The 25,398-nt window shown below is 52.7% G+C and carries 21 protein-coding genes; 19 read left to right on the top strand and 2 right to left on the bottom strand.

The window, feature by feature from the left end:
* The first annotated feature begins 8 nt into the window (after positions 1-8).
* From WFK81_RS22290 to WFK81_RS22260, 7 genes are all read left to right on the top strand, one after another.
* Complete coding sequence (locus tag WFK81_RS22290) at positions 9-851, top strand: carbohydrate ABC transporter permease (RefSeq protein WP_336788579.1); 843 nt, start codon at positions 9-11, stop codon at positions 849-851.
* Between the two features lie 140 nt (positions 852-991).
* Positions 992-2,404: an ABC transporter substrate-binding protein gene (locus WFK81_RS22285; protein WP_336788578.1), complete on the top strand. Its 1,413-nt coding sequence runs from the start codon at positions 992-994 to the stop codon at positions 2,402-2,404.
* A gap of 72 nt (positions 2,405-2,476) precedes the next feature.
* A complete protein-coding gene (locus tag WFK81_RS22280) occupies positions 2,477-4,294 on the top strand; it encodes a sensor histidine kinase (protein ID WP_336788577.1) in 1,818 nt (605 codons plus the stop codon).
* Complete coding sequence (locus tag WFK81_RS22275) at positions 4,287-5,888, top strand: response regulator transcription factor (protein WP_336788576.1); 1,602 nt, start codon at positions 4,287-4,289, stop codon at positions 5,886-5,888. The genes WFK81_RS22280 and WFK81_RS22275 overlap by 8 nt, the downstream gene beginning before the upstream one ends.
* A gap of 12 nt (positions 5,889-5,900) precedes the next feature.
* The gene (locus WFK81_RS22270) at positions 5,901-7,742 is read left to right on the top strand and encodes a hypothetical protein (RefSeq protein WP_336788575.1); all 1,842 of its coding nucleotides are present in this window, start codon (positions 5,901-5,903) and stop codon (positions 7,740-7,742) included.
* Positions 7,743-8,903, top strand: a complete 1,161-nt coding sequence (locus WFK81_RS22265) for a glycosyl hydrolase (protein ID WP_336788574.1) — start codon at positions 7,743-7,745, stop codon at positions 8,901-8,903.
* The gene (locus WFK81_RS22260; protein WP_336788573.1) at positions 8,894-10,738 is read left to right on the top strand and encodes a DUF2264 domain-containing protein; all 1,845 of its coding nucleotides are present in this window, start codon (positions 8,894-8,896) and stop codon (positions 10,736-10,738) included. The genes WFK81_RS22265 and WFK81_RS22260 overlap by 10 nt, the downstream gene beginning before the upstream one ends.
* A gap of 283 nt (positions 10,739-11,021) precedes the next feature.
* On the opposite strand, the gene WFK81_RS22255 is transcribed toward WFK81_RS22260, so the two are convergent.
* On the bottom strand, positions 11,022-11,228 hold the full coding sequence (locus tag WFK81_RS22255) for a DUF1657 domain-containing protein (RefSeq protein WP_336788572.1): 207 nt from the start codon (positions 11,226-11,228) through the stop codon (positions 11,022-11,024).
* A gap of 187 nt (positions 11,229-11,415) precedes the next feature.
* Between WFK81_RS22255 and WFK81_RS22250 the strand changes: the two genes are divergently transcribed.
* The 7 genes from WFK81_RS22250 (at position 11,416) to spoVAE (WFK81_RS22220) (ending at position 16,169) form a co-directional block, all read left to right on the top strand.
* Positions 11,416-12,276 (top strand): DUF421 domain-containing protein, encoded by an 861-nt coding sequence (locus WFK81_RS22250; protein ID WP_336788571.1) that lies wholly within the window; start codon positions 11,416-11,418, stop codon positions 12,274-12,276.
* Positions 12,277-12,301: 25 nt separating this feature from the next.
* A complete protein-coding gene (gene spoVAC / locus WFK81_RS22245) occupies positions 12,302-12,787 on the top strand; it encodes a stage V sporulation protein AC (RefSeq protein ID WP_336788570.1) in 486 nt (161 codons plus the stop codon).
* A 2-nt stretch (positions 12,788-12,789) separates the two neighbouring features.
* Entirely contained in the window at positions 12,790-13,809 is a 1,020-nt protein-coding gene (gene spoVAD, locus WFK81_RS22240; RefSeq protein WP_336788569.1) for a stage V sporulation protein AD, read from the top strand.
* Positions 13,806-14,156, top strand: a complete 351-nt coding sequence (gene spoVAE, locus WFK81_RS22235) for a stage V sporulation protein AE (protein WP_336788568.1) — start codon at positions 13,806-13,808, stop codon at positions 14,154-14,156. The genes spoVAD (WFK81_RS22240) and spoVAE (WFK81_RS22235) overlap by 4 nt, the downstream gene beginning before the upstream one ends.
* A 146-nt stretch (positions 14,157-14,302) precedes the next feature.
* Positions 14,303-14,797, top strand: a complete 495-nt coding sequence (gene spoVAC, locus WFK81_RS22230; RefSeq protein WP_336788567.1) for a stage V sporulation protein AC — start codon at positions 14,303-14,305, stop codon at positions 14,795-14,797.
* A 1-nt stretch (position 14,798) separates the two neighbouring features.
* A complete protein-coding gene (spoVAD, locus tag WFK81_RS22225) occupies positions 14,799-15,812 on the top strand; it encodes a stage V sporulation protein AD (protein ID WP_336788566.1) in 1,014 nt (337 codons plus the stop codon).
* 6 nt (positions 15,813-15,818) lie between these two features.
* On the top strand, positions 15,819-16,169 hold the full coding sequence (spoVAE, locus tag WFK81_RS22220; protein ID WP_336788565.1) for a stage V sporulation protein AE: 351 nt from the start codon (positions 15,819-15,821) through the stop codon (positions 16,167-16,169).
* 61 nt (positions 16,170-16,230) lie between these two features.
* Here the strand turns inward: spoVAE (WFK81_RS22220) and mprF are convergent, their stop codons facing one another.
* Positions 16,231-18,870: a bifunctional lysylphosphatidylglycerol flippase/synthetase MprF gene (mprF, locus tag WFK81_RS22215; protein ID WP_336788564.1), complete on the bottom strand. Its 2,640-nt coding sequence runs from the start codon at positions 18,868-18,870 to the stop codon at positions 16,231-16,233.
* Positions 18,871-19,140: 270 nt separating this feature from the next.
* Here mprF and WFK81_RS22210 point away from each other — a divergent pair, with 270 nt between their 5' ends.
* The 5 genes from WFK81_RS22210 to yqeH all read left to right on the top strand — a co-directional run bounded on the left by WFK81_RS22210 (position 19,141) and on the right by yqeH (position 25,391).
* Positions 19,141-20,088 (top strand): AAA family ATPase, encoded by a 948-nt coding sequence (locus WFK81_RS22210; protein ID WP_336788563.1) that lies wholly within the window; start codon positions 19,141-19,143, stop codon positions 20,086-20,088.
* A gap of 4 nt (positions 20,089-20,092) precedes the next feature.
* A complete protein-coding gene (locus WFK81_RS22205) occupies positions 20,093-21,337 on the top strand; it encodes a DUF58 domain-containing protein (protein ID WP_336788562.1) in 1,245 nt (414 codons plus the stop codon).
* Positions 21,334-23,604 carry a transglutaminase TgpA family protein gene (locus WFK81_RS22200; RefSeq protein WP_336788561.1) on the top strand — a complete coding sequence of 757 codons (2,271 nt, stop codon included), beginning with the start codon at positions 21,334-21,336 and terminating at the stop codon, positions 23,602-23,604. The genes WFK81_RS22205 and WFK81_RS22200 overlap by 4 nt, the downstream gene beginning before the upstream one ends.
* 141 nt (positions 23,605-23,745) lie before the next feature.
* A complete protein-coding gene (locus tag WFK81_RS22195; protein ID WP_336788560.1) occupies positions 23,746-24,270 on the top strand; it encodes a YqeG family HAD IIIA-type phosphatase in 525 nt (174 codons plus the stop codon).
* A complete protein-coding gene (gene yqeH, locus WFK81_RS22190; protein WP_336788559.1) occupies positions 24,267-25,391 on the top strand; it encodes a ribosome biogenesis GTPase YqeH in 1,125 nt (374 codons plus the stop codon). Before WFK81_RS22195 ends, yqeH begins: the two co-directional genes overlap by 4 nt.
* The last annotated feature ends 7 nt before the right edge of the window (positions 25,392-25,398 follow it).

Below are 25,398 nucleotides of genomic sequence, written 5' to 3'. Positions count from 1 at the left end.
CCAACCTTATGGAGACATCTAACACAGCTTTCAACTGGCGCAAAGGCGTTCTGACCGTCCTCATGTTTGCCGTCAGTATCATGTTCCTGCTTCCGTTCATCTGGATGCTGGTCACTTCGTTCAAGATCGAGAAGGACGTCTTTGTCTACCCGATCGAATGGATACCGCGTCACTGGCACGCCATCGAGAACTATAAGGAAGTATGGGTAGGGGACTATCCCTTCTGGAAATATTATTTGAATTCCATCAAAATCGCCGTCATTACGACCTGTATCTCGGCGTTGTTCTCATCGCTTGCCGCATACGGCTTCTCGAAGATCAAGTTCAAAGGCAGCAATTTCGTTTTCCTGATCGTGCTTGCCACTTACATGGTGCCAAGCCAGGCGATTCTGATTCCTCAGTTTATTTTGTACCGTCAAATCGGTTTGTTCGACAGCCACTGGGGCTTGATTATCCTTAGCAGCTTCAGCGTATTGGGAACTTTTATGCTGCGTCAGTTCTTCATGGGAATTCACCAAGAGTTTATCGAATCTGCTAAAATAGACGGGGCCAACCATTTCCGAATCTACTGGAGCATCGCCTTCCCGCTGGTGAAACCGGCAGTTGCGACCTATGCGATTCTGCGTTTTATCTGGACTTGGAACGATTATCAGAATCCGCTGATCTTCCTTCGCACGGACCGGCTGTTCACGATTCCGCTGGCTATGCAGAAGTTCACGTCGCTCAGCGGCGAGTTCTACTCGCTAATCATGGCCGCTGCCGTATCGGCGATTCTGCCACTCCTCATCATCTTTATCATTGGTCAAAAAAGCGTTATCGAGGGTATCGCGTTAGGCGGCGTTAAAGGGTAATAGTCATGAAAGCGTTAGCAAAAAAGTCGAATTTGTTGCAATTTAGGTAAAGATAGTTTCATCCTTACCGGATTGCCGCTCACTATAATGAAAACTATCAACATCCTATAACCTTGCATTTCAGAGAGGGGCATTTAGAAATGAAAAAGAGATGGGCATCAGGATTGGCGATTAGTTTATTGCTTACTGGAGTTCTCGCAGGCTGCGGAAACTCAAGCAACAATGACTCGGGCAGCAAGAACGCAAGCGCGGCACCTTCTACGGAAGCAAGCTCTAACGCGGGCGGCAGTGCTAGCGGCGATCCGGTAAAACTCCGCCTCTACACGTACGGCACGGAGCAAGCGTACAACTGGAAAGCAACTCTGGATGCTTACCATGAGAAGAACCCGAACGTTACCGTTGAGCTGGTACAGCTGAGCGAAAAAGGCGACACGCAGGAATCGATGAAAAAGCTCGATCTTGCCGTAGCATCCGGCGAGCAAATCGACGTGATGATGTTTAGCGACGCGGCCGGTTACGCGCAGCGCGTAGCGCTTGGCATGGCAGCTCCTCTTGATGACTTCCTTGCCAAAGACGGCTACAAGGTAGAAGAGGACTACAAGGTTGATACGCATCTTAACGGCAAAGTGTACGCGCTGCCGGGCAAATTCAATCCTTGGTACGTCCTTCTGAACAAGGACAATCTGGACGAAGCCGGACTTGCGGTCCCGACGGATTGGACTTGGGATGAATACGCGGACTACGCGAAAAAGCTGACCAAAGGCGAAGGCGCGACAAAACGTTACGGTACTTACTTCCACGGTCCGCAAAACGGCGGATGGATGGAATACCTGAAGCTGATGATGGAGAACCAGCCAACCGGATCCGAATTCCTGAAAGCCGACGGCACGTCCAACCTGGATGATCCCAACTTCAAGAAGACGCTTGAGCTTCGCGTAAAAATGGAGAAAGAGGATAAGTCCTCCGTTCCTTATTCGGATATGATCTCGCAAAAGCTGGCTTACCGTAACCAATTCTTTAACCAATCGGCAAGCATGCTGACGATCGGCTCTTGGATGAATACGGAAATCGGCGGTACCGATACCTTGCCTCTGACGTTCCATGTAGCGGTTGCGCCATTCCCGAAAAACAATGCCGGCGACCAATCGGGCATCACGCCGGTTACGACGGACTACGTAGCGGTATCGGAAAGCTCCAAGAAAAAAGAAGAAGCTTATAAATTCGTTCGCTGGTACACAACGGAAGGCCAAGTCGTTCAAGGCAAAAACATTCCGGCTTGGAACGGCGTAAGCAACGATCAAGTAGCGGGCATTATCGATACGATTCTTGCCGGCACGAAGAACCCTGAGCTTGTTGACAAAGAAAGCCTTGTGAATACGCTCGTGAACTCGAAAGCAACGGAAATTATCGCTCCTGCTTCTTATCAAGCCGAAGTATACAAAGCCATTAACGAAGAGTACGAGAAGCTGATTCTTGGCAACCAAGACATCGATACTACCGTTGCAAACTCCAAGAAACGCGTGGACGAAATTATTGCGGCGAACAAAAAATAATAAGGTATAATAAATATTCAAAGGGGACGGGATGAACTGTCCCCCTTTTCTATCTAGGGGGGACTTCGCGCGATGTACCGCATCAGGTCTTATTTTCATTCCATCCGAGGAAAGCTTTCTCTTGTAGCGGTTATATGTATTCTTATACCCGCCGTCTTAACGATGCTGATCTATAACTCGCTGACCCGCGAAGCCGTGGAACGGCAAGCCAAGGAAAACGCGACGGATTCCATGCAGCTCGTTAACGGCTCGATCAATAATCTATTTCAAGGCATGCTCAACACGGCGAATTATTTGCAGGCCAACGCGGATATGAAAGCAAGCTTTATCAAGATGCTGAATACGGATTTGGATCCCTATGAGAAATTTACGGCAACGAGCCGGATCATGCAGCAGCTTGAGACGTTGACTTATATAGGGGAGAAGAGTTACATCACGATTATTCTCACCAACGGAGAGACCTTTACGAACTACTCCAAGGATGAAATGGATCCGCTTACTTTTCAGGAGGCTCCCTGGTTCAATAACTTGAAACAGCTCACGGGGCTGCAGTCTTATTGGGTAAGCACATCGCCGACGATTTTTCCGTATGACCGCATAAGCAGTCCGTATCAGATTTCGGTTGCGAGAACGCTCCGGTTCGACAGCACCCGGATTTACGGTTACGTCATCGTGACGATGATGGAGAATAAGTTCAGCAAGATTTTGGGCAGCTTGACGGGTAACCAGGAGGTTGTCCTTGTTGACGGAGACGGCAAGATCCTGTCATCGCCCAAGCTGGATCAAGTAAACGGGAAATTCGAATACAGCAAGCAGATGGCGGAGAGGGATCCTCGCGTTGCATCGTCCATTATTAAAGACGAGGACAAGAAGCTGCTGCTGACTACGGCTGATCTTTCCTTTAATGACTGGCATCTGGTAGCAACGGAGCCCTATCAGGATGCGATCGTGAACATCAGCTCGATTTTTAACCGGGTCTTTTTATTCCAGATCGTGTCGTTTTTCGCCTTTCTCGTCGTGCTGCTCCTCTTGATGAGACAGCTGACGAAGCCCCTGATCAAGCTGGGGAAGGTAGCTTCAAGCGTGCAGCGGGGCAATCTGGAGGTACGGTCCAGTATCCGCGGCGCCGATGAGATCGGAAGATTGGGATTTCTGTTCGACCAAATGCTCGACCGCATTAAGGAGATGATTTCGGAGGTATCGCTTACGCAAGCGCGCAAGCGCAAGGCGGAGCTTGCGATGCTGCAGGCCCAGATTAACCCGCATTTTCTGTTTAACGTGCTTAATTCGATACGGATGAAAGTCATGCGGAGCGGCGATCAGGACAGTGCCAAGATGATCGCCTCTTTATCCAAGCTGCTGAGGATGACGATCAGCCGGGATGAGGACGCCATTCTGCTGCATGAAGAAGTCGAGCTTCTGACGCATTATGTGGAGCTGATGAATCTGAGGCAGAAGGAAGAAGCGCAGCTAGTGGTGGATGTGGACGTAACATCGTTTGATGTTCGGGTACCGCGGTTTATTTTGCAGCCGTTAGTGGAGAACGCTCTCATTCACGGCTTTAATCAAAGTGCCGGAACAATCCGGATTACGACGGAGAGAAACGACCGCTTCCTCGAGCTGTCGGTGGAGGATGACGGAATGGGAATGGATGAAGAGGTACTGGAACGGCTGAGAGCGCGGCTATTGGCTGCGGGATCAGAGTCGGAAGAGATTCGGGAGACCGGGCGTTCGAAAGGCCCGGGAATGTCCGGAATTGGCGTGGCGAATGTCGCCGAGCGTATGCGGATTATGTTTGGCGAAGCTTTTCGTATCACCGTCGACAGCGACAAAGGAACGCGGATTACGATGCATATCCCTATTCGGGAGGAGGGGCGTGCTCATGTATAAAGTAATGCTAGTGGATGATGATTATCCGGTAATCGAGCTGTTATCGGAAGTGGTGGATTGGGAGAAGCTTGGTCTCGTTTTGTCCGGCAAGCATGAGAATGGACTCGCGGCATGGGAGCATGTGCAGAAGGAAATACCGGATATTCTCGTGACCGATATCGGGATGCCGAAGATGGATGGCCTGGAGCTGGCGCAAAGGGTAAAGAAATTGAATCCTTCGGTAAGGATTGTCATTTTGTCCTGTCATAGCGAATTCCAGTATGCCCAGCAGGCGATGCGGCTTGACGTACAGGATTATTTGCTTAAGGATCAGCTGGATCCGGAGGAATTGGCCCGGCTGCTGCAGAAATTTAAGGAAGGCTTTGACGGAGAACAGCAGCTATTATCCGAGCAAAACCGGATGAAGCGGATGGTCAGCGAGACTCAGGTTCTGCGCAAGGAGAAGCTGTTTCGCGAATTTGTCCAACAGCCGCTTATTTCGGCCGAGCAATGGCAGCGCGACTTCAGCACCTACGGGTTATTCCTGCCCGGCGAGTTATGCCTTCCCGTAGCCGCTTTTATAGAAAGCTATAGCGTGATCAAAAACCGGTTTGAATCGGATCAAACGCTGCATTTCGCGATCGGCAACGTGATGGAGGAGCTGGTGGCCGAGCTGCCTTTGCGCGTTGTGCATATCGGTTACAGCAGCAGGCAGTCTTTGCTGCTCTTCGCTTTTAAGCCGGGTATCAAGCAAAATGTATTTGATCAGGTGCAGTCCGCTCTTCAAACCGTGCAACGGACGCTTGGACAAGTACTGAAGATTCAAATGGCTTTTCTGATAGGAACGGGCTGCGACAATCCGCATCTGCTGAAGCAGGCATTGTGCAACTTATTGGAAGCGGATGAGCAGCGGTTCTATCTGTCCAAAGGGGAAACCGCCAAATGGGCGAAAGCCGCCCAATATGGTTCGGGACTACTTGCGATGTACGACCAGGCTGCAGTTGAAATCCGCGAAGCGATTATGGCGAAGGACAGCGGTCGAGTCAAGCAGCTGGCCGGCAAGTGGGAGACGCATATCCGCAAGGAACAATATGCCTCCGAGGAAGTGCGGGATTGGGTGCTCAAGCTGCTGATCGATATGCGGCTCAAGCTTCATGCGATGCTGTTTGCTTCCCAGACCTTAACCGCCGAGAAGCTGCATAAGGAAATCGTTTATTTCGATTCGTTATGGGGGCTGTTCGAGTGGTTCCATACGCAGCTTCAGTCCTACATCGCAGCCAGGGAAGACGCTTTGCCGGTCAGCAAGCGCCGCGAGGTGTCGGAGGCCTGCAAGTATGTATCGATGAACCTGGGCAAACGGATATCGCTCGAGGAAGTTGCGGCTCACCTGCATATGAATCCAAGTTATTTCAGCCGTTTCTTCAAGAAGGAGACCGGGCTGACCTTTATCGAGTATGTAACCGACCAGAAGATCGAACGGGCAAAGGAACTGCTCGATCAGACGAATTATTACGTAAGCGAGATTTGCGAAATGCTCGGCTACGACAATCAGAGCTATTTCATTAAGACATTCAAGGCGCAGACGGGCTTAACGCCAACCGAATACCGCGGCTAGGAGGAGAGAATCTTGCGGACGTATTATGAATGGCCGAAGGAATTGCTGGAAAGGCGGCTGACGGATCAACCGGCGGCGTCCAGCGATGTATATACGTACTCCGGAAACAAAGCGGACTGGAGAGGGATTGCGCAATCCCCGGCTTACTCCGATATGATCGGAGAGATTCGGACGGAGGGCGAACGCCTGCTTCAGCGTCCGATTCCGGTTCTGACCCGGGAAAATTACGATCTGTACGAGACAAACGGGAACCGCCTCATTTACGAAGGGTTGTATTTCGAACGCAGAAGCCGGCTCACGTCATTTGCGCTGCTGCATTGCCTTTATCCGGATTCACCGGAATATCGTAAGGCCCTAATCGATACGATCGAGGCCATTTTGGAAGAGATGACCTGGTGTTTGCCGGCTCATATGAAGGGGAATTCGTTTGATCGGCATATCGATTTATTCGCCTCGGAAACCGGATTTGCGTTGGCCGAGATTTTAACGATTACCGAACAATCGCTTCCTTCCGCGCTTCGAGATGAAATTCGGGCACAAATCGAGCGAAGAATATTGAACCCTTATCTGGATGATCGATATCCTCCTTATCATTGGGAGACAGCCGATCATAACTGGTCCGCCGTATGCGCAGGCTCAATTGGATCGACGGCCATTCTGCTTGGCATTGACCGGAAACGAAGAGCAGCCATCCTTCACCGGGCAATCGGAACGATGAACCATTATTTATCCGGCTTTGGGGAAGACGGGGCTTGCCCGGAAGGGCCGGGCTATTGGAATTACGGCTTTGGTTATTTTGTTTATTTCGCAGATCTGCTGAAGCGCGCCACCGGCGGCCATGCCGATTTGCTTGATTCGAAGCACGTACGGACCATCGCCAGGTTCCAGCAAAAAGCGTATCTCGCCGGGAACCGGCCGGCCAACTTCTCGGATGCGTCGCCCCATGTAAGCGTAAACATCGGTTTGTCCGATTATCTTGTTAGTCGCGTTGAAGGAGAGGGCTTCGCGCCTTTAGCGATACGGGCAGGCTTCACGGATGATCATTGCAGCCGCTTTGCCCATGCTTTGCGCAATTTGCTCTGGTTCAAGCCGGAAGCTTCTAGGCAATCGGACTGGCCGAGCGGTAGCTGGTACCTTAAAGATGCGCAATGGCTGATTTCGCGGATAAGCCATGCATCGGGCAGCTTTGGCTTTGCGGCCAAAGGCGGGCATAACGATGAACCGCATAATCACATCGACGTTGGCCATTTTATCCTCATTGCGGATGATGACCCGGCGTTTGCCGCGGATCTTGGAAGCGGGGAATATACGGCGCAATACTTTGGCGAAGGCCGTTATGAATATGACTGTACGGGAGCGCAAGGACATTCCTTGCCGATAGTGAACGGTCGGCTTCAAGCCGTTGGCGCGGAGAGCAAGGCTATCGTAGAACGGGTAGAGCAGGGAGAGCTTGCGGATCGGCTTAAGCTGGAGCTTGCGGCCTGTTACCCGGGCAGCGGACTTGCAGCGCTTGAGCGTGAGTTTGTCTGGCATAAAACCGGGCTTCCGGAGCTTGAGTTAACCGACACATTCCGATTCAGCCAGGAAGGCGGGGCAATTACAGAAACAATCGTCAGCAAATGTCCGCCATTCGTACGGTCAGAGGGCCAGATTATCTTGAAGGGCAGCCGGCATTCGGTTCTGTTGTCCTTTGACCCCCAAAGCCTGGAAGTGTCGATTGAAGAACGCCTGTATTCCAATCATTCAGGCCAGGAAGAGGGCTATTATCGCATTTATTTTATTTCTAAAGATGAAGCATCCCTTGAAAAGACGTTGAAACTGAACTTCAAATTTCAGGAACAGGTGGAATCCTAAATGACAAATACAACGGCTACTAGTCAGATTAACACTGCATCATGGGTAAATGAAGCTTGGGAACAAACGGTGCAAAAAGTGCTGCGGACAAGCGCCCGTATCGGCGCGGAATTCCCGCACGCGAGCCAAGGCGGCAAGTATGTGCTGGAAGCTCCGCACTGGTGGACGGCGGGCTTCTGGCCGGGACTGTTGTGGCTTTTGCATGAAGGTGAAGCAAATGCCGGCCTTCCTTTCCGTCAAATTGCGGAAGAATGCGAGCTGAAGCTGGATGAAGTGCTGGACGGATACGACCGACTCGACCATGATATCGGCTTTATGTGGATTCTGACAAGCGTAATCAATTATAAGCTGAACGGCGGAGAAGAATCCCGCAGAAGGGCGCTGAAAGCAGCGAATTATTTGATGGGACGCTTTAACCTGAAGGGCAATTTCATCCGCGCCTGGAACCCTTGGAGTGAAGGAGAGGACAACAGCGGCTGGGCGATTATTGACTGCGCGATGAATGTACCGCTCCTGCAATGGGCAGCCCGGGAGACGGGAGACCCAAGATACAGCCATGTTGCGGAAGCCCACATGGGTACCGTATTGAACCACTTTATCCGTACCGACGGCTCGGTCCGCCACATTGTCCGGTTCGATTCGCGGACCGGCGAGGTTGCCGAGTATATTGGCGGCCAAGGCTATGGACCGGAATCCGCTTGGTCCCGCGGCACGGCTTGGGCAGTCTATGGACTGACTTTGGCCGCGAAGCATACGGGCCGCAAAGACCTTCTGGATGCAGCGAAGCAGGTTTCGCATTTCTTCCTATCGCAGCTGCCCGAGGACAGCGTGCCGGTATGGGATTTCCGCGCGCCGGAGGAGACCAAATGGCTGCGCGATACTTCAGCTGGGGCATGCGCGGCCTGCGGCTTGCTGCTGCTGGCTGAGCTGGTGCCTTCCGCGGAAGCGTCAAGCTATCGGAGTGCCGGAGAGCGCATTCTGAAATCCCTGTACGAGAACTACGGTTCGTTTGGCGAGGAAGAGGAAGAAGGACTTATCCTGCATGGAACCAGCCATTATCCGGAGCGCAAAAACATGGATGTACCGCTTATTTACGGCGATTATTTCTTTGTGGAGGGTCTCGCGCGTCTTAAAGGAGGCGTCACGATTCCATGGGAGTAAGCGCGGCAATCGCTTCGAATCCGCTGCGAAGCAGAGCAGACCTGGAGCTCGCTTTCAGCCAGCTTACCAAGCCGCTCCTGCCGTATTATTCAGCCGGTGGAGCACGGCTGGATCTGAACGGATCCGGCGCCGGCCAAGCTCCGGAAGTTGCGGGGATGGAAGGCTTCTCCCGCATTGTCTGGGGGCTTGCGCCGCTTGCGGCGGGCTCTGCCAAGGTTGACGATGAGCTGCTTCAGCTAGTGCTTAAAGGAATAACAAACGGCTCCAATCCCGCGCATGTGGAGTATTGGGGCGAGGTTGCCGATTACGATCAGCGCCTGGTGGAGATGGCCTCGCTAGGCCTTGCTTTAGCTATTGCTCCGAATCGTTTGTGGGAGCCGCTTAGCGCAGAAGCCAAGCAGCATTTCTACAACTGGCTTAATCAGATCAACAGCCGTAAGGCGCATGATTGCAACTGGCTGTTCTTCCATGTTCTTGTTAACGTAGGCTTTTATAAACTTGGTCTTCCTTACGCGAAGGATCAGCTTGAGGCGAACCTGGACCGACTGGAGCAGTTTTATTTGGAGGATGGCTGGTACGAAGACGGAGTAAACGGTCATAGCGATTATTACGTGCCTTTGGCTTTTCATTACTGCGGACTTATTTATGCGGCGCTGATGAAGGAAGTGGATCCGGAACGGGCAGCACGCTTCGAGGAGCGCGGAGTTCTATTCGCCGGGCAGTTCGTGAACTGGTTTGCCGAGGATGGGCGGGCCCTTCCGTACGGACGCAGCCTGACCTACCGTTTCGCGCAGGGGGCTTTGTGGGGGGCGTATGCTTTTGCCGATGCTCTGCCGTTTGAACTTGGGATCGTCAAGGGATTGTATTTGCGTCATTTGCGTTGGTGGTTAAGCCAGCCGGTTTTCTCGTCGGATGGCATACTAACGGTCGGATACAGCTATCCCAATCTGATTATGGCCGAAAATTATAATGCGCCAGGCTCGGTGTACTGGGCGTTTAAAGCTTTTCTGCCGCTGGCCTTGCCGGACGATCATCCGTTCTGGCAGGCAGAGGAGCTCCCGCTGCCTATGCTGCCGGCCATCTCGGTGCAGAAGGCCCCTCATCTTGTTGTCTGCAGGCAAAGCGGGCGGGATCATATTGCGGCCTTCAACGCAGGTCATCTCGGGACCAACGAGCATACCCACACTTCGGCGAAATACGAGAAGTTTGCGTACTCTGCTTCCTTCGGCTTTAGCGTTCCGCGTGCGGAATGGGGATTGTCCCAAGGTGCTTACGACTCCATGCTTGCCCTAAGCGAAGGGGATAACCTGTACCGGGTCCGCCGGAAAAACGAAGAGACCGACATGGATGGCGACATCCTTACGTCCGTCTGGAAGCCATGGCGGGATGTTACGGTGACGACTTATGTGATTGCCGGACTGCCTTGGCACCTCAGGATCCACCGGATCGAGACGGCAAGAGAGCTGGATGCGGCCGAGGGCGGCTTTGCTCTTCCGCTTGACGGAACGCTTGCCGCCAGCGGGCAAGCCTGCAGCGTCATCGGACGAACCGGCTTTGGCGGCAGCGGCATCTCCGGCATTCGGGGTTATGAGCGGGCCGAGCTTATTCAAGCCCAGTCCAACACCAATCTGATGCATCAACGGACGGCGATCCCTACGCTTCAGGCAAAGCTTAAGCCGGGAACGAATATTCTGATTGCGGCAGTCTATGGAGAGCCTGGCGCTCAAGAAGAGGTTCCGCCTGAGCAATGGGAAGAGTTCATCAAGCTATCCGTCCGGGATGGACAGATCCGGGCGGTTAGTCCCCTCGGCAAAGAAATCATCCTTAGCCTGTAAGGGGATGAACCGCCGGCGCCTAAGCCGCATACCATAATGGCAGAAGCCTACTGGGGGAATGCCAATGAAAAGCGTTGCTGCATCAAGCGGCGGCCGGCCATCGTTAACGACCTTTGTTCTTGTCCTTTACGTGCTTCTTGTGATTTTATTGTTCTTCTGCTTCTGATTAAATAACGAAAAATGGCCGTGCGACTTTATTCGCACGGCCATTTTCTTATTGCTCAGGAAAGAGCATTCAAATGATTCCTGTGGTGATCGGAAGAACATTTGAATGCGTAGTCCATTAAAAACCTACGTACTGCGGCTCTTCGTTTTCCAGATCTTTTACACGGTTTGCCACTTGATCAACGATCGATTGCGTCTGTTGTGCCGCCTGCTCGAACAGTTGCTTAGCCGCTTTGTTTTCAGTGGACAGGGCAAATTGCTCCAGGCTTGCCTGCGCGCTCTTTAAAGAGGCAACGCATGTTTTGACATCGGATGCTACGGTCATATCCAACACCTCCTTAAGAACTTGACAACAAAACTAATATGTCAGCCTTTCACTTCTTACATTCATGGAAATTAGTGGAACCTTAACCTGAACCATTTTCCTGCTGTGGAAAATGGTTATTCGTGTTGCAATCCGCCTTTTGACAAATAATCTAAACGTAGAAACAAGCGACAGGGGGAAAAGAATTGTGCAGGAATGGTTAGAGGTTACTCTACGCACCTTTCTGGCGATATTGGTCCTCTTCCTGCTGACGAAATTAGTGGGAAAACGGCAAATATCCCAGCTTTCTTTCTTTGAATACATTACCGGAATTTCGATCGGGAACCTCGCGGCATACGTATCGCTTGATCTTGAGGCGAATTGGTATTTGGGTCTGATCTCGCTTGGCTGCTGGGTTCTAGTCTCCATCGGAATCGAGTTCTTGCAGCTGAAGAGCAAGAAAGGACGCGACCTTATCGACAGTAAGGCAACCGTTCTTATTAAAGGCGGCAAAGTGCTGGAGGACAATCTAAAGAAGGAACGGTTGACAGCCGATGAGCTGCTGGAGCAGCTGCGCAAGAAGGATGTATTCCGGGTAGCAGATGTCGAGTTCGCGATTATGGAGCCAAGCGGGGATATCAGCGTGCTGCTTACGAGGGAGAACCAGCCGCTTACCCCCGCTCATCTCGGTATAAAGGTAGCTCCCGAGCATGAGCCTCAGACGGTTATCATGGACGGCAAAATCATGGACGAGCCGCTCTCTACCGTTGGCCTTAACCGCAGATGGCTCGCAACCGAGCTCGAGAAAATCGGGGTTCATCTGGACAATGTTTTTATTGCCCAGGTTGATGCTTACCGTCAGCTTTATGTAGATCTTTACGATGATCATATTAAAGTCCCCCAGCCTCAGCTGAAGGCCGAGCTGTACGCCTTATTGAAAAAGATCGAAGCCGATTTGGAGCTGTTTGGACTCTCGACGAAGAATACGGATGCCAAGCACATGTATGAAAGGTGCGCGCAAGAAATGCGGCAGGTCATTACGAAAATGAAACCGCTGCTTCATCATTGACTTCAATAGTCAGGAGGTAAGGACAATGTCCAGCAATAAGAAGAAATTTACTCCGGTACAGCAGGAATATCAGGAGCTGGCCAAAAAACACGAGCCCAAACGGCCTATCCTCATTAACTGTCTTAAAGCTTTTCTGGTGGGCGGTTTGATTTGCATTATCGGCCAAGCCGTCGAGGAGATGTTTGTTCATTGGGCCGGATTTGACGAGAAAAAGGCCAGCAATCCGACCGTAGCGGTCATGATTATTCTTTCCATTGTACTGACGAGCCTTGGGGTCTACGATAAAATCGCCCAATGGGCGGGAGCAGGGACAGCGGTTCCCGTCACCGGCTTTGCCAATACGATGTCCTCCGCAGCCATTGAGCACCGGAGCGAAGGACTTGTGCTGGGCGTAGGAGGGAAAATGTTCAAAATCTCCGGGCCGGTTATCGTTTTTGGCGTAGTCGCTGCTTTTGTCGTAGGCATTGTTCATCTGATCTTTAATCCTCATGCGGTTGGAGGAGGACATTAATTATGCTGAAAGGCCATCAAAGCTGGCTCTTTGAGAATCATCCCGTTATTGCGGGGACGGCTGCTATTGTTGGTCCGTTCGAAGGGCAGGGCCCTCTGGCGCAAGACTTTGATATTGTCCACGGAGATATCCGGCTTGGTCAGGACAGCTGGGAAAAGGCCGAGCGGACCTTATTGGAGGAAGCGGCGAATCTGGCCATCGAGAAGGCGAAGATAACGAAAGAGTCCATCAACTTTCTGGTGGGCGGTGACCTGATGAACCAGATTATCAGCTCCACCTTTGCGGCAAGAACGCTGCAAATTCCGTATATTGGCGTGTTTGGCGCCTGCTCCACTTCAATGGAAAGCCTTGCGATCGCGGCAAATCTGGTCAACTCGCGTTCGGCCAACTATGTAATGTCAAGCGCCTGCAGCCATAACGCTACCGCCGAGAAACAGTTCCGTTATCCGACGGAATACGGCTCCCAAAAGCCGCCAACCGCTCAGTTTTCCGTAACGGGAGCGGGAGTCAGCGTTGTGACTCAGCAGGGAGACGGTCCTTATGTCACCTCGGCTACGATGGGACGCGTCGTGGATATGGGCATTAGCGATCCTTTCAATATGGGGGCGGCTATGGCGCCGGCAGCGGTCGATACGATACAGGCTCATTTCCGTGATTTTCGCATTGAGCCCGGTTATTATGATCTGATTGTGACTGGCGATTTATCCAAAGTTGGTTACGCGATTGCGAATGAATTATTCGAAAAACATAATTTCCCTATCCATCAGACCGTATACAAAGACTGCGGCATGATGATGTATAACTATGAGAAGCAGCAGGTACAAGCGGGGGGCAGCGGCGCCGGCTGCTCGGCAACCGTAACCTACGGCCATTTGCTTCGGCGGATGCGCGAGAAGGAGCTTAACCGGATTCTTGTTGTTGCGACGGGAGCGCTTCTGTCTCCAATCTCCTTCCAGCAGGGTGAGACGATTCCGTGTATCGCGCATGCGGTTTCCATTGAGAACGGGGTGAGGCAGATATGATTTTCTTATGGGCTTTTCTGGTGGGCGGAGCGATTTGCGTAATTGGCCAAATCTGCTTTGACGTCTTTAAGCTGACGCCTGCCCATACGATGACATTGCTTGTCGTGCTGGGCGCAATCGGTGACGGTGTAGGCATTTATGACCCGTTGATCAAGTTCGCCGGCGCCGGCGCATCCATTCCGATTACAAGCTTCGGCAACGCGCTTGTTCACGGCGCGCTGGAGGAGATGAAGAAGACCGGCTGGATCGGCATTATTACGGGCATTTTCAAGGTGACCAGCGCGGGGATATCCGCGGCGATTATTTTCTCTTTTATCGCCGCGTTGTTCGTAAAGCCGAAAGGTTAAACATACTTAGCTATTGTACCTTCGCAGTAAGCTGCGGAGGTTTTTTTCTGTTGTCGCTGGTGCATTTCTCCCTCCTATACATATCCTTTCTTCCGTTGACAAATAATGTACTTACGAATGTGTACATAAAAAAGGAGCGTGACGTTATGGCAGTGAAAAGCGCCGGAGGCGGCAAATACCGCAAAATGTCCATGTCGCCAAAGGAATATCAAGCCTTTGCAAAGACCCGTGAGCCTTCTCGATCGGTATTCGGCAATTGTATTCGTGCGTTTATTATAGGCGGCGCCATCTGCGTGCTGGGGCAAGCCATTCAGCAGCTTTTTATCCATCTGGCCCATATGAAGCCCGAGGATGCCAGCAATCCAACCGTTGCCGTGCTTATTATCATTTCCGTCATCCTGACGAGCATCGGGGTATATGACAAAATCGCTCAGTTTGCCGGCGCGGGCTCTGCCGTACCGGTAACCGGCTTTGCCAACTCCATGTGCTCCGCCGCTCTCGAGCACCGCAGCGAGGGACTGGTGCTAGGCGTGGGAGGAAATATGTTCAAGCTGGCCGGCTCCGTTATCGTGTATGGTACCGTTGCGGCGTTTTTTGTCGGCATCGCTCATCTGATCTTTGGTACGGGTGGTGCTCATTAAGATGCTGCAGGGAAAACAAACTTGGAAGTTTGAGAACCGCCCGGTTATTATAGGGGCGGCTACCATTGTCGGTCCCGACGAAGGCGACGGACCGCTGGCTGCGGATTTCGACCTCGTGCATCCGGAGCTCGACATGCAGCAGAAAAGCTGGGAGAAGGCCGAACGGCTGCTGCTGGAGCAGGCATCGGAATTTGCGCTGAACAATGCCAGGATCGCCAAGGAACAGCTGCAATTCTATGTCGGCGGCGATCTGATGAACCAGATTATAAGCAACAGCTTTGCGGCACGAACGCTAGGCGTTCCGAATCTGGGGGTGTTTGGCGCTTGTTCGACCTCGATGGAGTCGCTTGCGATTGCATCCTTAATGGTAGACTCGGGTGCCGGGCAATATGTGCTGGCCGGAACCTGCAGCCACAACTGCACGGCGGAGAAGCAGTTCCGCTACCCGACGGAATACGGTGCGCAGAAGCCGCCCACCGCGCAGTATACCGTAACCGGCGCAGGCGCCGTTGTTGTCGCCGCCGCAGGCGAAGGTCCTGTCGTTGAATATGCGACGATCGGCAAAGTTATTGACCTCGGAGTCAAGGATCCGTTTAATATGGGGGCCGCTATGGCGCCTGCGGCCGTGGATACGATTCAGGCACATTTTAACGATACGGGCCGCACGCCTAAGGACTACGATCTGATTGTAACCGGAGATCTCGCCAGCGTCGGACACCCGCTTGCCAAGGAGCTGCTCATCCGCGACGGGGTACCCATGGATGAGACGACGTTCAAAGATTGCGGACTGATGGTTTTTGACGTGGAGCGGCAAAAGGTTCAGGCGGGAGGAAGCGGCTGCGGCTGCTCGGCCGTTGTAACCTATGGGCATATCCTCAAAAAAATCGCCAAGGGGGAATTGAAGCGCGTACTCGTTGTTGCGACGGGCGCGTTGTTATCCCCGCTTTCCTTCCAGCAAGGCGAGAGCATTCCTTGTATCGCACATGCCGTTGCGATCAGCGGCGGAAAGGAGTAGACCAGCATGCAATTTCTGTGGGCATTTGTTGTAGGAGGCGCCATCTGCGTCGTTGGCCAGCTGCTGTTTGATGTCGTGAAGCTGACTCCGGCTCATACGATGGCAACGCTTGTTGTGGCAGGGGCAATCGTTGACGGTATCGGCTGGTACGAGCCGCTGGTCAGCTTTGCCGGCGCCGGCGCAACCGTTCCGATAACCAGCTTTGGCAATGCGCTTGTTCACGGCGCTTTGACCGAGCTGCAAAATTCCGGCTGGATAGGAGTCATCTCCGGGATCTTCAAAGTCACAAGCGCCGGTATTTCCGCGGCGATAATATTCTCCTTCCTGGCGGCGCTTGTAGCCCGTCCAAAGGGATAAATGCAAAAAGCAGGTTTGCCGAATGCGGGGCAAACCTGCTTTTTCATTGTGAGGCTTATATTTATCTGCCGCTTCCCGTGCCGCGGGAGATCATCCTTGTTACTTGAATGATCATCCTAAGGAAGAGGCTGTTCTGCGGAAACGCGAGATAACGCGGTTCCCATTCCGGGTCGAATTTGTCCTTGAAGCGCCGAATGCCTTGGAATCCGTAGAAGTGGCCGCCTTTTAAGAATACCCATCTTGCCAGCTGTTCTCCCCGGTACGAATAGACCGATTCGCCGACACTCGACAGAGGAGCCATCCCCAGATTAAAGATTTCATAGCCTTCCGCTTTCGCCCATTGCAGCAGATGAACGAACAGAACATCCATTACGCCGCTGAGACCGTCACGGTGACGCATCAGGTCAATGGAAACGGATTTATTGCGATCGTACACCGGCATGATGCTGGCAAATGCAGCAACGCGGTTCTCATTATCCCGCAGGACGGCGATTGGGGCGAGCTCCAGATAAGACTCGGAGAAGGTGCCAAGCGAGAACCCTTTTTCCTTGTCGTCATCCAGCCATTCATCGGATACCGCCTTCAGCTCGGATAGCAGCATCGTACTGAATGGCGGCTTTACGATATCAAACGTATAGCCGTTTCGTTCATAACGGTTGCAAGCCGCACGCAAATCCGCTTTCCGCCGGCCTGACAACTGGAATTGGTCGAGCGGGACAATCGCTTCTTCTCCAAGCTTGAAGAACCGGTAGCCGTATTCGTGATAGAGCGGCAGGTTTTCGGCTTTCACCTGGTAAAAGACGGCCGTCGCCGCGTAATGATCCGCGTAATCGCGGAATTGGCGAACGAGCTGCCGGACGGACGCGGGATTGCCAATCGGATCTCCGAGCGCCACAAGGGTTTTGCCGATGCGGCCGTACGCGAGTACCGCTTGATTGTCTTGCGACCACATGAAGCTCTTGTCTCCAATATACAGCAGATGGGTCAGGAAATTGCCGGGATACTTGCCAAGCAGCTGCTCCAGCTTCTGCCAGTCCTGAGGTCCGGGTGTCGGAGCAGGAGGGAGGCTTGGTACGAATACTCTGCGGACCGTTAGCAAAATCCAGCTCACCGCGAGCGCAATAATCCCTTCGCGCAGCAGCTCTTCATTCTTCAGCGTGTAACGGGCATGCCATTTGGCATGATGAAGCACGCCGGGCGGAAGCTCGTTGGTCGATATTCCGACGGACAGGTACAGCAGCATAACAATAAGCGAGATGCCTGCCCAGGCAATCGTTTTGCGCAAGGTGAAGATCGCTTCTACTCGGTTGAACCTGTCTTTGGACAGCCATAAGAGCAGGCAGACAAACAGGAGGAAGATCGCCTCTTCGATTTCGAAGCCCTTCAGAATCAAGGCGAACGTACCGCCGATGAGCAAAATCATCGCCAGGAAGTACGCCCGTTTAACGCGGAAACGGATGCCCTCGGAGACCATCAGCATAAGAAGACCGATGAGAACGGCCAGTTGGTGTGAGCCCTTCATCGTAAAAGGCGTTACGAACTCTTCAAGCAGGTGCATCCGGTGCCAGCTGCCTGGAGTAGCCGAAGAGACCAGAAGCATGATGCCGCTTATAAATACAAGCGCTGCGAGCGCCCAAGTGCTGATGTCGCTAAGGACGGCCGTTTGGCTGGGCCAATTCCAGACCGAGTGCCAGCGTTTGATGGCGGGCTTCAGAACCTGCTCTTGCGTTTGAGTCCATTTTTCCTTGTTCGGAATCCATTCCGTTGTCGCAAGCGCAAGCCCGATCGCCCATGGAAGGAAGCAGTAAAAGATCCGGTAGAGCACAAGCACGGCTAGCCCTTGGTCGGGCGATAAACCAAGCTGCTGGAAAGCCAGCAGGACGATGGCGTCAAAGGACCCGAGACCGCTCGGTACAAAGCTCGCAACGCCGGCGACGGCGGCCACGACATAGATGCTCATCGCTTCCCGGAATCCGACGGGCAGATGCATCAAGTGAACGATCAGCCAGAAAGAGAAGCCGGCAAGCAGCCATTCCGCTAAAGATGCCAATGTCATGCGGAAGGCCGGCGGTTTCGGCAAGGAAACCTCATCTTCCTGTTCCTTGTCCGTCAGCCCAAGCAGGTTGCGGAGCTTGGGCAGTCTGCCGAGTAAAACGAACGGCACCACATACACGGCGATCAGAATGATAGCCAGGTACAGCCAGAGATGATGCGCGAGAAGGCTTCGGTCATTCCATACGCCAACAAGCAGCAAGATGGAGAGGATGGACAAGCCGGTAAGGGCGGATAAGGACTGGTAGACCAGCGACCGCAGCCATGCCGGGCCTTGAATGCCCCATTTGCGGTACAGCGTTATGCGGAGTCCTGCCCCCGTTAAACCGGCGAAGCCCATGGCATTATTGAAGGAATTGGCGATCCAGCTTATTCGGAACACCGCAGTCCAGGGCATTCGCGCCTTGTTCCATCTGACTAATATAAAGTCATACGCCGACATGACCGCTACCGCCAGGAAACAGACGGTGGCAAGCTGAATATGGTCGCTCCAGTGCAGATGCTTTAGCAGACGGAGTGCCGCCGCGGGCTTGATCTCTTTGATGAAACCGCTGGTTTGCGTATACAGAAAGAGAAGAATGGCGACGGGAAACAGCAGTTTGAATACATTTTTGAACCGGTTAGTAAAGCGGGATAGATGAGTCAGCAAAAGATAGGCACCTTCTTACGGGAAAGTTTTATGCGAACAGAACATTTTCATTCTTTCGTTCGTCTAAAAGTGAAGATATTGCCAATATATCATATGAGAATACCGATTCCCACTATTTACAGCAGCAAGGCAATGCGTTGCCCGCGTTATGTGGAATCCTCCAATTTTTTTCGGCAGTTCGTTCATTTGTGCTATTCGAAGGAGCTGCTGTAAAATGGTACTAAATCCCCTTATTTTTTGCATCTCATATTCTTTGCAGGAGGTATGTCCATGGAAACCGACATGAAATTATGTTCCTTAATTCTAAATAACTTAAATGAATGCATTCTCGGAAAACAAAGCGAAATTGAACGTTTAATGATAGCCGTCCTTGCAGGCGGCCACGTATTGCTCGAGGATGTTCCCGGCACGGGCAAAACCCAGCTGGTGAAAGCACTTGCGAGAACAATCGGCGGTCAATTCCGCCGTATTCAATGCAATCCCGACCTTCTCCCGACCGATATTACCGGCGTATCGATTTATCATCCGAAGCAGGAGCAATTTATATTCCGTCCGGGACCGGTTATGACAAACGTCCTGCTCGCCGATGAGATCAACCGGGCGACAACTAAGACGCAATCCGCTCTCCTGGAAGCAATGGAAGAGGGGCATGTTACGGTTGACGGCGATACGTATATGCTTCCTGCTCCCTTTATTCTTCTTGCAACGCAAAATCCGATCGATTTCGAAGGGACGTATTCCCTGCCGGAAGCTCAGCTCGACCGTTTTATGATGAAGCTGACGCTCGGATATCCGAACGAAGCGGATGAGCAGCGGATGATTCTGGGGAGAAAGTCCGGCCATCCGTCAGACCGCATGGAGCAAATTACTTCAATAGAAGATATCGAGCGAATCCAAGAGCAGGTACAAGCCGTTCATATCGATGATGCGGTCGGCAATTATCTGACTCAGCTTGTCCGCGCAACCCGCTCGCATCCGCATGTTCTGCTTGGCGCAAGCCCTCGTGCCGCAATTGCGTTATCGCGCGCGGCGAAAGCCAGCGCGTTCCTTGCCCAGCGTACGTTTGTCACTCCGGACGATATCAAGCAATTAGCGCCGCATGTTCTTTCCCACCGTCTGCTGCTTCAAACGGACGCAAGGATGAACGGTCTGCGAAGCGAGGATATTATAGCCGAAGTTCTGGAGAAGACAAAGGTTCCCGTCAGACTGGAGCGGTGATCCCATGAATGCGGTGAAAGAGACGAAGACCCGTAAACGCTGGAGGCTTATCGCAATCATTTATGGCGCCGCATTGCTTTATTTATTGTTTCAGGGCGGCAAAACGGCATTAATGCTGTTTATGATTTTGAACGTGCTGCTGCTCTATTTGGCCTTAGGCCGCTGGAGCGGGATCAGCCGCGTGTCCGGCATCCGCAGCTACCGGCAGACCGGGGCAACCGCGGGCAGCGACCACTCGCTGACGGCAGGCAGCACGCTGGATGTCCGGTTATCGGTAAAGGTTCCGGGCGTTTATCCGATTCCTTATGTATTGGTCAGAGACAAGCTGCGGCGCCATAACGGCCAGCAGCTGCAGTTCGAAGCCTCATTCGTCCCAAGCTTCAAGCGTTCCGGCGATGTGATGTATCAGACGCCGCCGCTTCAGCGGGGAGAGTACCGCTTCGTCACAACCGAATGCATTTCCCATGACGTATTCGGCTTGTTTGAGCATTCCGGCCAATTCGGCTCGGAGTCGGCATTCAGCGTATTGCCGCAGATTGTTCCTTTGCGCCAATGGCATAGCATTCAAAGCGGCTTCCGCGGACCTTTCTCCCATGCCGCAGCCCCTCGGGCGGCAAAGGAAACTACGCAAATCAACGGCGTTCGGGAATATTTGTACGGCGACCGGCTGTCGCGAATTCACTGGAACGCAACCGCGAAGACCGGCGACTGGAAGTCGAAGGCGTTCGAGAGAGAATCATTGCCGCGCACGCTTATTATTCTTGACCGATACGCGGCCGATTACCCCGTTCCCGGGGCGGAAAGGTTCGAGCTGGCCGTGTCTACCGCAGCTTCGCTTATTGACAGCGGTTTGAAGGGGGATACGGCGATCGGTCTAATGTCCGCGGGCAAGAAACTGACGATTCTCCCGCCCAAGTCCGGTGTAGAACAGCGCAACGCGCTAATGAAACATTTAACCTTTGTGGATGCCGATGCAGAGCAAGGGCTGTACAAGTCTCTTGCGGCAGCAGATTCGCGGCTGGAGCCGGGTTCCTTTGCTATCGTGATTAGCGGAACTGCCGGCAGGGAAGCGGTCCGTTCGATGGAATGGCTGTCCCGCAAAGGTCTTACGCCATGTCTGATGCATATCGGCGGCGACCGGCGGCTGGAGGAACAGTGGCGCTTGATGATCCGCAGCAAGGGCTGGGCATTATTTGAACTGAAGCAGCTGCAGGAGCTTCCTGCCGTGCTGGAAGGAGGCCGGGCATGAGCCTCTTGCCGCGTGTATTTACTTTATGCCGTACTGTGATTATCAGTGTTATGCCGAACTGGTATATGAAGCTCTCGCAATTATTTATTGCTCTTATGCTTATTCATACGATTCGGATCTTTGAGGGCTTCTGGTGGAGCGAGACCTTCTACGCGGTCAGCTTCACGCTGCTCTTCGCCGTTGCGGCTGACTGGCTGCTGCCGCGCAGCATGCGGGTGCTGCGGATTGTTGTTCAACTGCTGCTTGCGTTAGGCGCGACGGCTTATTTTGCAGATCTGAAAAAGGTCGTCTTGACCGTTTCCGGTCAAGAGAACCGGCTTGGCGATTTGTTCCGTACGCTGTGGGGGTACGCCGAGCAGCTGCATCCTTTTATATGGATCAGCGGAGCGCTGCTTCTTTTGTATATCCTGTTTGATATGTGGATTACGACAAGGATGCGATTATTCGGATTTATCAGCGTCAATATTCTCGTCCTGACCATCGCGGATTCCTTTACTCCAATCTGGTTATGGGATGAGGTCGCCTGGATTGTCTTTCTGGGTCTGCTCTGGCTGGTAGCCAACCATATGCACAAGCTGGCAAGCCATCATCCGAACAGCTGGAAGGAGCTTACGGAATATCCGCTGCAGCTGCTGATGCCGATCGTCATTGTTCTGTCCGTGCTGATGACAGCCGGCATTCTGATGCCTTCGGTATCGCCAATAATTCAGGATCCTTATACGATGTGGAAGGAATCCAAAGGCGAGACGGTTAACGTGTTCCTCGGAGACAAAGGAATCGCGGCTCCTGTTGACGTGAGCAGCCGCAATTCCAAGTCCGGCTATGGACGCGACGATTCAGAACTTGGCGGCGGATTTGACTTTGACTATTCGCCGGTTATGACGATTACGACCAACCATAAGAGCTACTGGAGAGGCGAGACAAAGACGGCGTACACCGGAGCAGGCTGGACGGTGAACGATGAGACGGATCGGAGCCGGTTAGCCTCGGTGGGCAAGGACTGGGAGCTTCCGCTAATCGATGGACGCGAGAAGGCGGAGACGATGAAGGTGGACCAGCAGGTCCGAATGGCGAACAATAATATTTATCCGGTCTTGTTCGCCGCTTCTCCGATTACATCGGTTCATTGGGTCGATGATCCGGATGCATCCGTATTGCCGAAAAGCCTGAAGTGGGCGGTAAACGAACAGGAGCTGATCTGGTCTGACAAGCCGCTGCGCAGATATCCGCAAAGCTATGCGGTAACTTCGGATGTCACCATATTAGATGAAGAAGGGCTCCGCAAGACGGAAGCGGAATTGCCGGATCCGGCCGAGACGAAGCAATATTTGCAGCTTCCGTCTTCCTTGCCCGGCCGGGTAAGGTCGCTCGCCGTATCGCTAACGGCTTCGGCAGTGGATGATTATGACAAGGCCAAGCTGATTGAAACTTATCTCCGCCAGAACTTCGTGTATACGAATGAACCGGATAAATCAAAGCTGACCGGAGACAGCAAGGATTTCGTCGACCAGTTCCTCTTTGAACTGAAGGAAGGCTATTGCGATTATTTCTCGACGGCCATGGCGGTCATGTCCCGTTCGATCGGGTTGCCTGCCCGTTGGGTAAAAGGCTTTGCCCCGGGCGTGCTCCCTGTTTCGGAATATGTGCCGTCTGCCGGTGGAATTCCAAGCGAAGCGGAATTAAATCCGGATGGAGCAGGCACGTATACCGTTCGCAACTCGGATGCGCATTCCTGGGTAGAGATCTATTTCGACGGCTATGGCTGGATTCCGTTCGAGCCTACGGCAGGCTTCACCTTCCCTTATACGGTAACGGAAGTGAAGCAGGAAGCATTGCCGACGCCTTCCATAGCGCCAGATACCGATCCGGTGCAGGAGGAAGTAACCGAGAGTACGGGAGTCAACCATTCCGCTATCGTCTGGGGTTTGGTATCGGCAGCCGTCGTCGTTGCCATTGTTCTTGTTCTTGTCTTGCTCCGTACGCCATGGCTTCGTTTCAGATACCGGGCGTATTCAGGCAATGACCGGATTGTATGGGAGACGGAGAAGCTGCTGCGTCTCTGCCGGCGCAAAGGTTATGAACGAGAGGAGCATGAGACGCTGCGCGAAGCGATTCAGAGATGGTCGCCAAGCCACAAGCGTCTGAATAATCTGTTCTGCGAGGTGCTTGACGGGTTCGAACGCGCGAAATACGGCTCCATACAGGCGTCAAGCTCCGAGACCGACCGGTTTATTCTAAAGATCAAAGCGATTAAAGAGGAATTGTAGAAATTTGCGTACATTATAATAGAAGGAAAGTTTGCCGCTCGCTTTGCGCGGGCGGTATTTCTTTTGCAACAAAATCCGAATATATGGTATAGTTTCGTAAGATAGCAGGAGATGAGCGAAAGTTCAAGGGGGCAAGGCAGCATGTTCGAAAGATTATTGCCGCATTTACGAGTAAATTCGGTGTACGATATTCAGCTGGACGAGCTATACAAAAAAGGTGTCCGCGGAATCATCACCGATCTTGATAATACGCTCGTTGGAGCACGTGAGCCGCTTGCAACGCCAAGGCTCACGCAATGGCTGGAACAAGTTCGGGATTATGGCTTTAAAGTCGTCATTGTGTCGAATAATAACAGGACGAGAGTGTCCAAATTCGCTGATCCGCTGGGCATTCCGTTTATTCACGCCGCGCGCAAGCCGGCGAATAAAGCGTTCCATAAAGCATTGAGCGTGCTGGGGCTGCCCGTTGAGCAGACCGTTGTGCTTGGCGACCAGATGCTTACGGATGTACTCGGCGGGAAACGTATGGGCTTGTATACGATTCTGGTCACGCCGATTGCTCCTGCTGACGAAGGAATAATGACCCGTGTGAACAGGAGAATTGAGCGTTTTGTTCTTTCCCGTTTGCGTAAAAAAGGGACATGGTATGAGGGGGAGACGAAGTGAGAGAAGAGCAGCATAGTCAGTCGCATGCATGCGCAGGCTGCGGAGTAAAGCTCCAGACGGAGCATCCGGAAGAGTCGGGTTACCTGCCCGAAGCGGCATTAAACCGGGAGCCGGTTATTTGCCAAAGATGCTTCCGTATTCGTAATTATAATGAAGCTTCATCGATAACGGTTGATCAGGATGATTTCTTGCGCCTGCTCGGCAGCATCGGGTCGACGGACAGCCTGGTTGTCCATATTGTCGACTTATTTGATTTTGAGGGCAGTCTGATTTCCGGTCTGCAGCGCTTTGTAGGCAATAATCCGGTTGTGCTGGTGGTCAACAAGGTTGATCTGCTGCCTCGTTCGGTTAATCTGAACCGTCTTCGGAACTGGGTTCAGAAGCAGGCGAAGGCAGAAGGTCTTCGCACGGTGGATATCGTGCTCTGCAGCGCCAAACGGAATATCGGCTTCGAGCATGTCATTGAAGCGATTGAGCATCACCGGAAGGGCCGCGATGTCTATGTCGTTGGCGCAACCAACGTCGGCAAATCGACATTGATTAACCGTCTTATCCATGATTACAGCGATATGGAACGTGAACTAACGACTTCCCGTTACCCGGGAACCACGCTTGACGCGGTCCATATTCCGCTCGATGACGGCAAATCGATTATCGATACGCCGGGGATCGTGTATCCTACCCGGATGACGGAAATCGTTCCGCGCGGCTTCCTTCAGGCTTTGCTGCCGGATAAGCCGATCAAGCCTCTGGTCTACCAGTTAAATGACAAGCAGTCGTTGTTTATCAACAGCTTGGTCCGGTTCGACTTTGTTGAGGGCGAGCGTCAATCGTTTACGTTCTATATCTCCAATGCTCTGAATGTGCACCGCACAAAGCTGGAGCGGGCTGAAGAGCTGTACGCCGATCACCGCGGGGAGCTGCTTGGCGGTCCGTCCCGCGAAGAACTGGATGAAATGCCGGCGTGGACCCGCCATTCGATTCGCATTCCGCGGGGGGCGAAGAAGGATATTTTTGTATCCGGCATGGGCTGGATTCAAGCGAATGGCACTTCCGGCGCGATCGTGGACGTCTATGCGCCTAAGGGCATTAAGGTCCTGCTTCGCGATTCGCTTGTATAGAAGAGAG

It is taken from the genome of Paenibacillus sp. MMO-177 (genome assembly GCF_037147795.1).
GTDB lineage: Bacteria > Bacillota > Bacilli > Paenibacillales > Paenibacillaceae > Pristimantibacillus.
This window is presented reverse-complemented; position numbering and strand designations above follow the sequence as displayed.

What these genes read in the sequence shown, in the direction of transcription:
- spoVAD (WP_336788566.1), top strand. Translation starts at nt 14,799, where the DNA reads ATGCTGCAGGGAAAACAAACTTGGAAGTTTGAGAACCGCCCGGTTATT.
- WFK81_RS22285 (WP_336788578.1), top strand. Translation starts at nt 992, where the DNA reads ATGAAAAAGAGATGGGCATCAGGATTGGCGATTAGTTTATTGCTTACT.
- spoVAE (WP_336788568.1), top strand. Translation starts at nt 13,806, where the DNA reads ATGATTTTCTTATGGGCTTTTCTGGTGGGCGGAGCGATTTGCGTAATT.
- WFK81_RS22280 (WP_336788577.1), top strand. Translation starts at nt 2,477, where the DNA reads ATGTACCGCATCAGGTCTTATTTTCATTCCATCCGAGGAAAGCTTTCT.
- WFK81_RS22255 (WP_336788572.1), bottom strand. Translation starts at nt 11,228, where the DNA reads ATGACCGTAGCATCCGATGTCAAAACATGCGTTGCCTCTTTAAAGAGC.
- WFK81_RS22200 (WP_336788561.1), top strand. Translation starts at nt 21,334, where the DNA reads ATGAGCCTCTTGCCGCGTGTATTTACTTTATGCCGTACTGTGATTATC.
- WFK81_RS22210 (WP_336788563.1), top strand. Translation starts at nt 19,141, where the DNA reads ATGGAAACCGACATGAAATTATGTTCCTTAATTCTAAATAACTTAAAT.
- spoVAE (WP_336788565.1), top strand. Translation starts at nt 15,819, where the DNA reads ATGCAATTTCTGTGGGCATTTGTTGTAGGAGGCGCCATCTGCGTCGTT.
- spoVAC (WP_336788567.1), top strand. Translation starts at nt 14,303, where the DNA reads ATGGCAGTGAAAAGCGCCGGAGGCGGCAAATACCGCAAAATGTCCATG.
- WFK81_RS22260 (WP_336788573.1), top strand. Translation starts at nt 8,894, where the DNA reads ATGGGAGTAAGCGCGGCAATCGCTTCGAATCCGCTGCGAAGCAGAGCA.
- spoVAC (WP_336788570.1), top strand. Translation starts at nt 12,302, where the DNA reads ATGTCCAGCAATAAGAAGAAATTTACTCCGGTACAGCAGGAATATCAG.
- WFK81_RS22205 (WP_336788562.1), top strand. Translation starts at nt 20,093, where the DNA reads ATGAATGCGGTGAAAGAGACGAAGACCCGTAAACGCTGGAGGCTTATC.
- WFK81_RS22265 (WP_336788574.1), top strand. Translation starts at nt 7,743, where the DNA reads ATGACAAATACAACGGCTACTAGTCAGATTAACACTGCATCATGGGTA.
- WFK81_RS22195 (WP_336788560.1), top strand. Translation starts at nt 23,746, where the DNA reads ATGTTCGAAAGATTATTGCCGCATTTACGAGTAAATTCGGTGTACGAT.
- WFK81_RS22290 (WP_336788579.1), top strand. Translation starts at nt 9, where the DNA reads ATGGAGACATCTAACACAGCTTTCAACTGGCGCAAAGGCGTTCTGACC.
- WFK81_RS22275 (WP_336788576.1), top strand. Translation starts at nt 4,287, where the DNA reads ATGTATAAAGTAATGCTAGTGGATGATGATTATCCGGTAATCGAGCTG.
- spoVAD (WP_336788569.1), top strand. Translation starts at nt 12,790, where the DNA reads ATGCTGAAAGGCCATCAAAGCTGGCTCTTTGAGAATCATCCCGTTATT.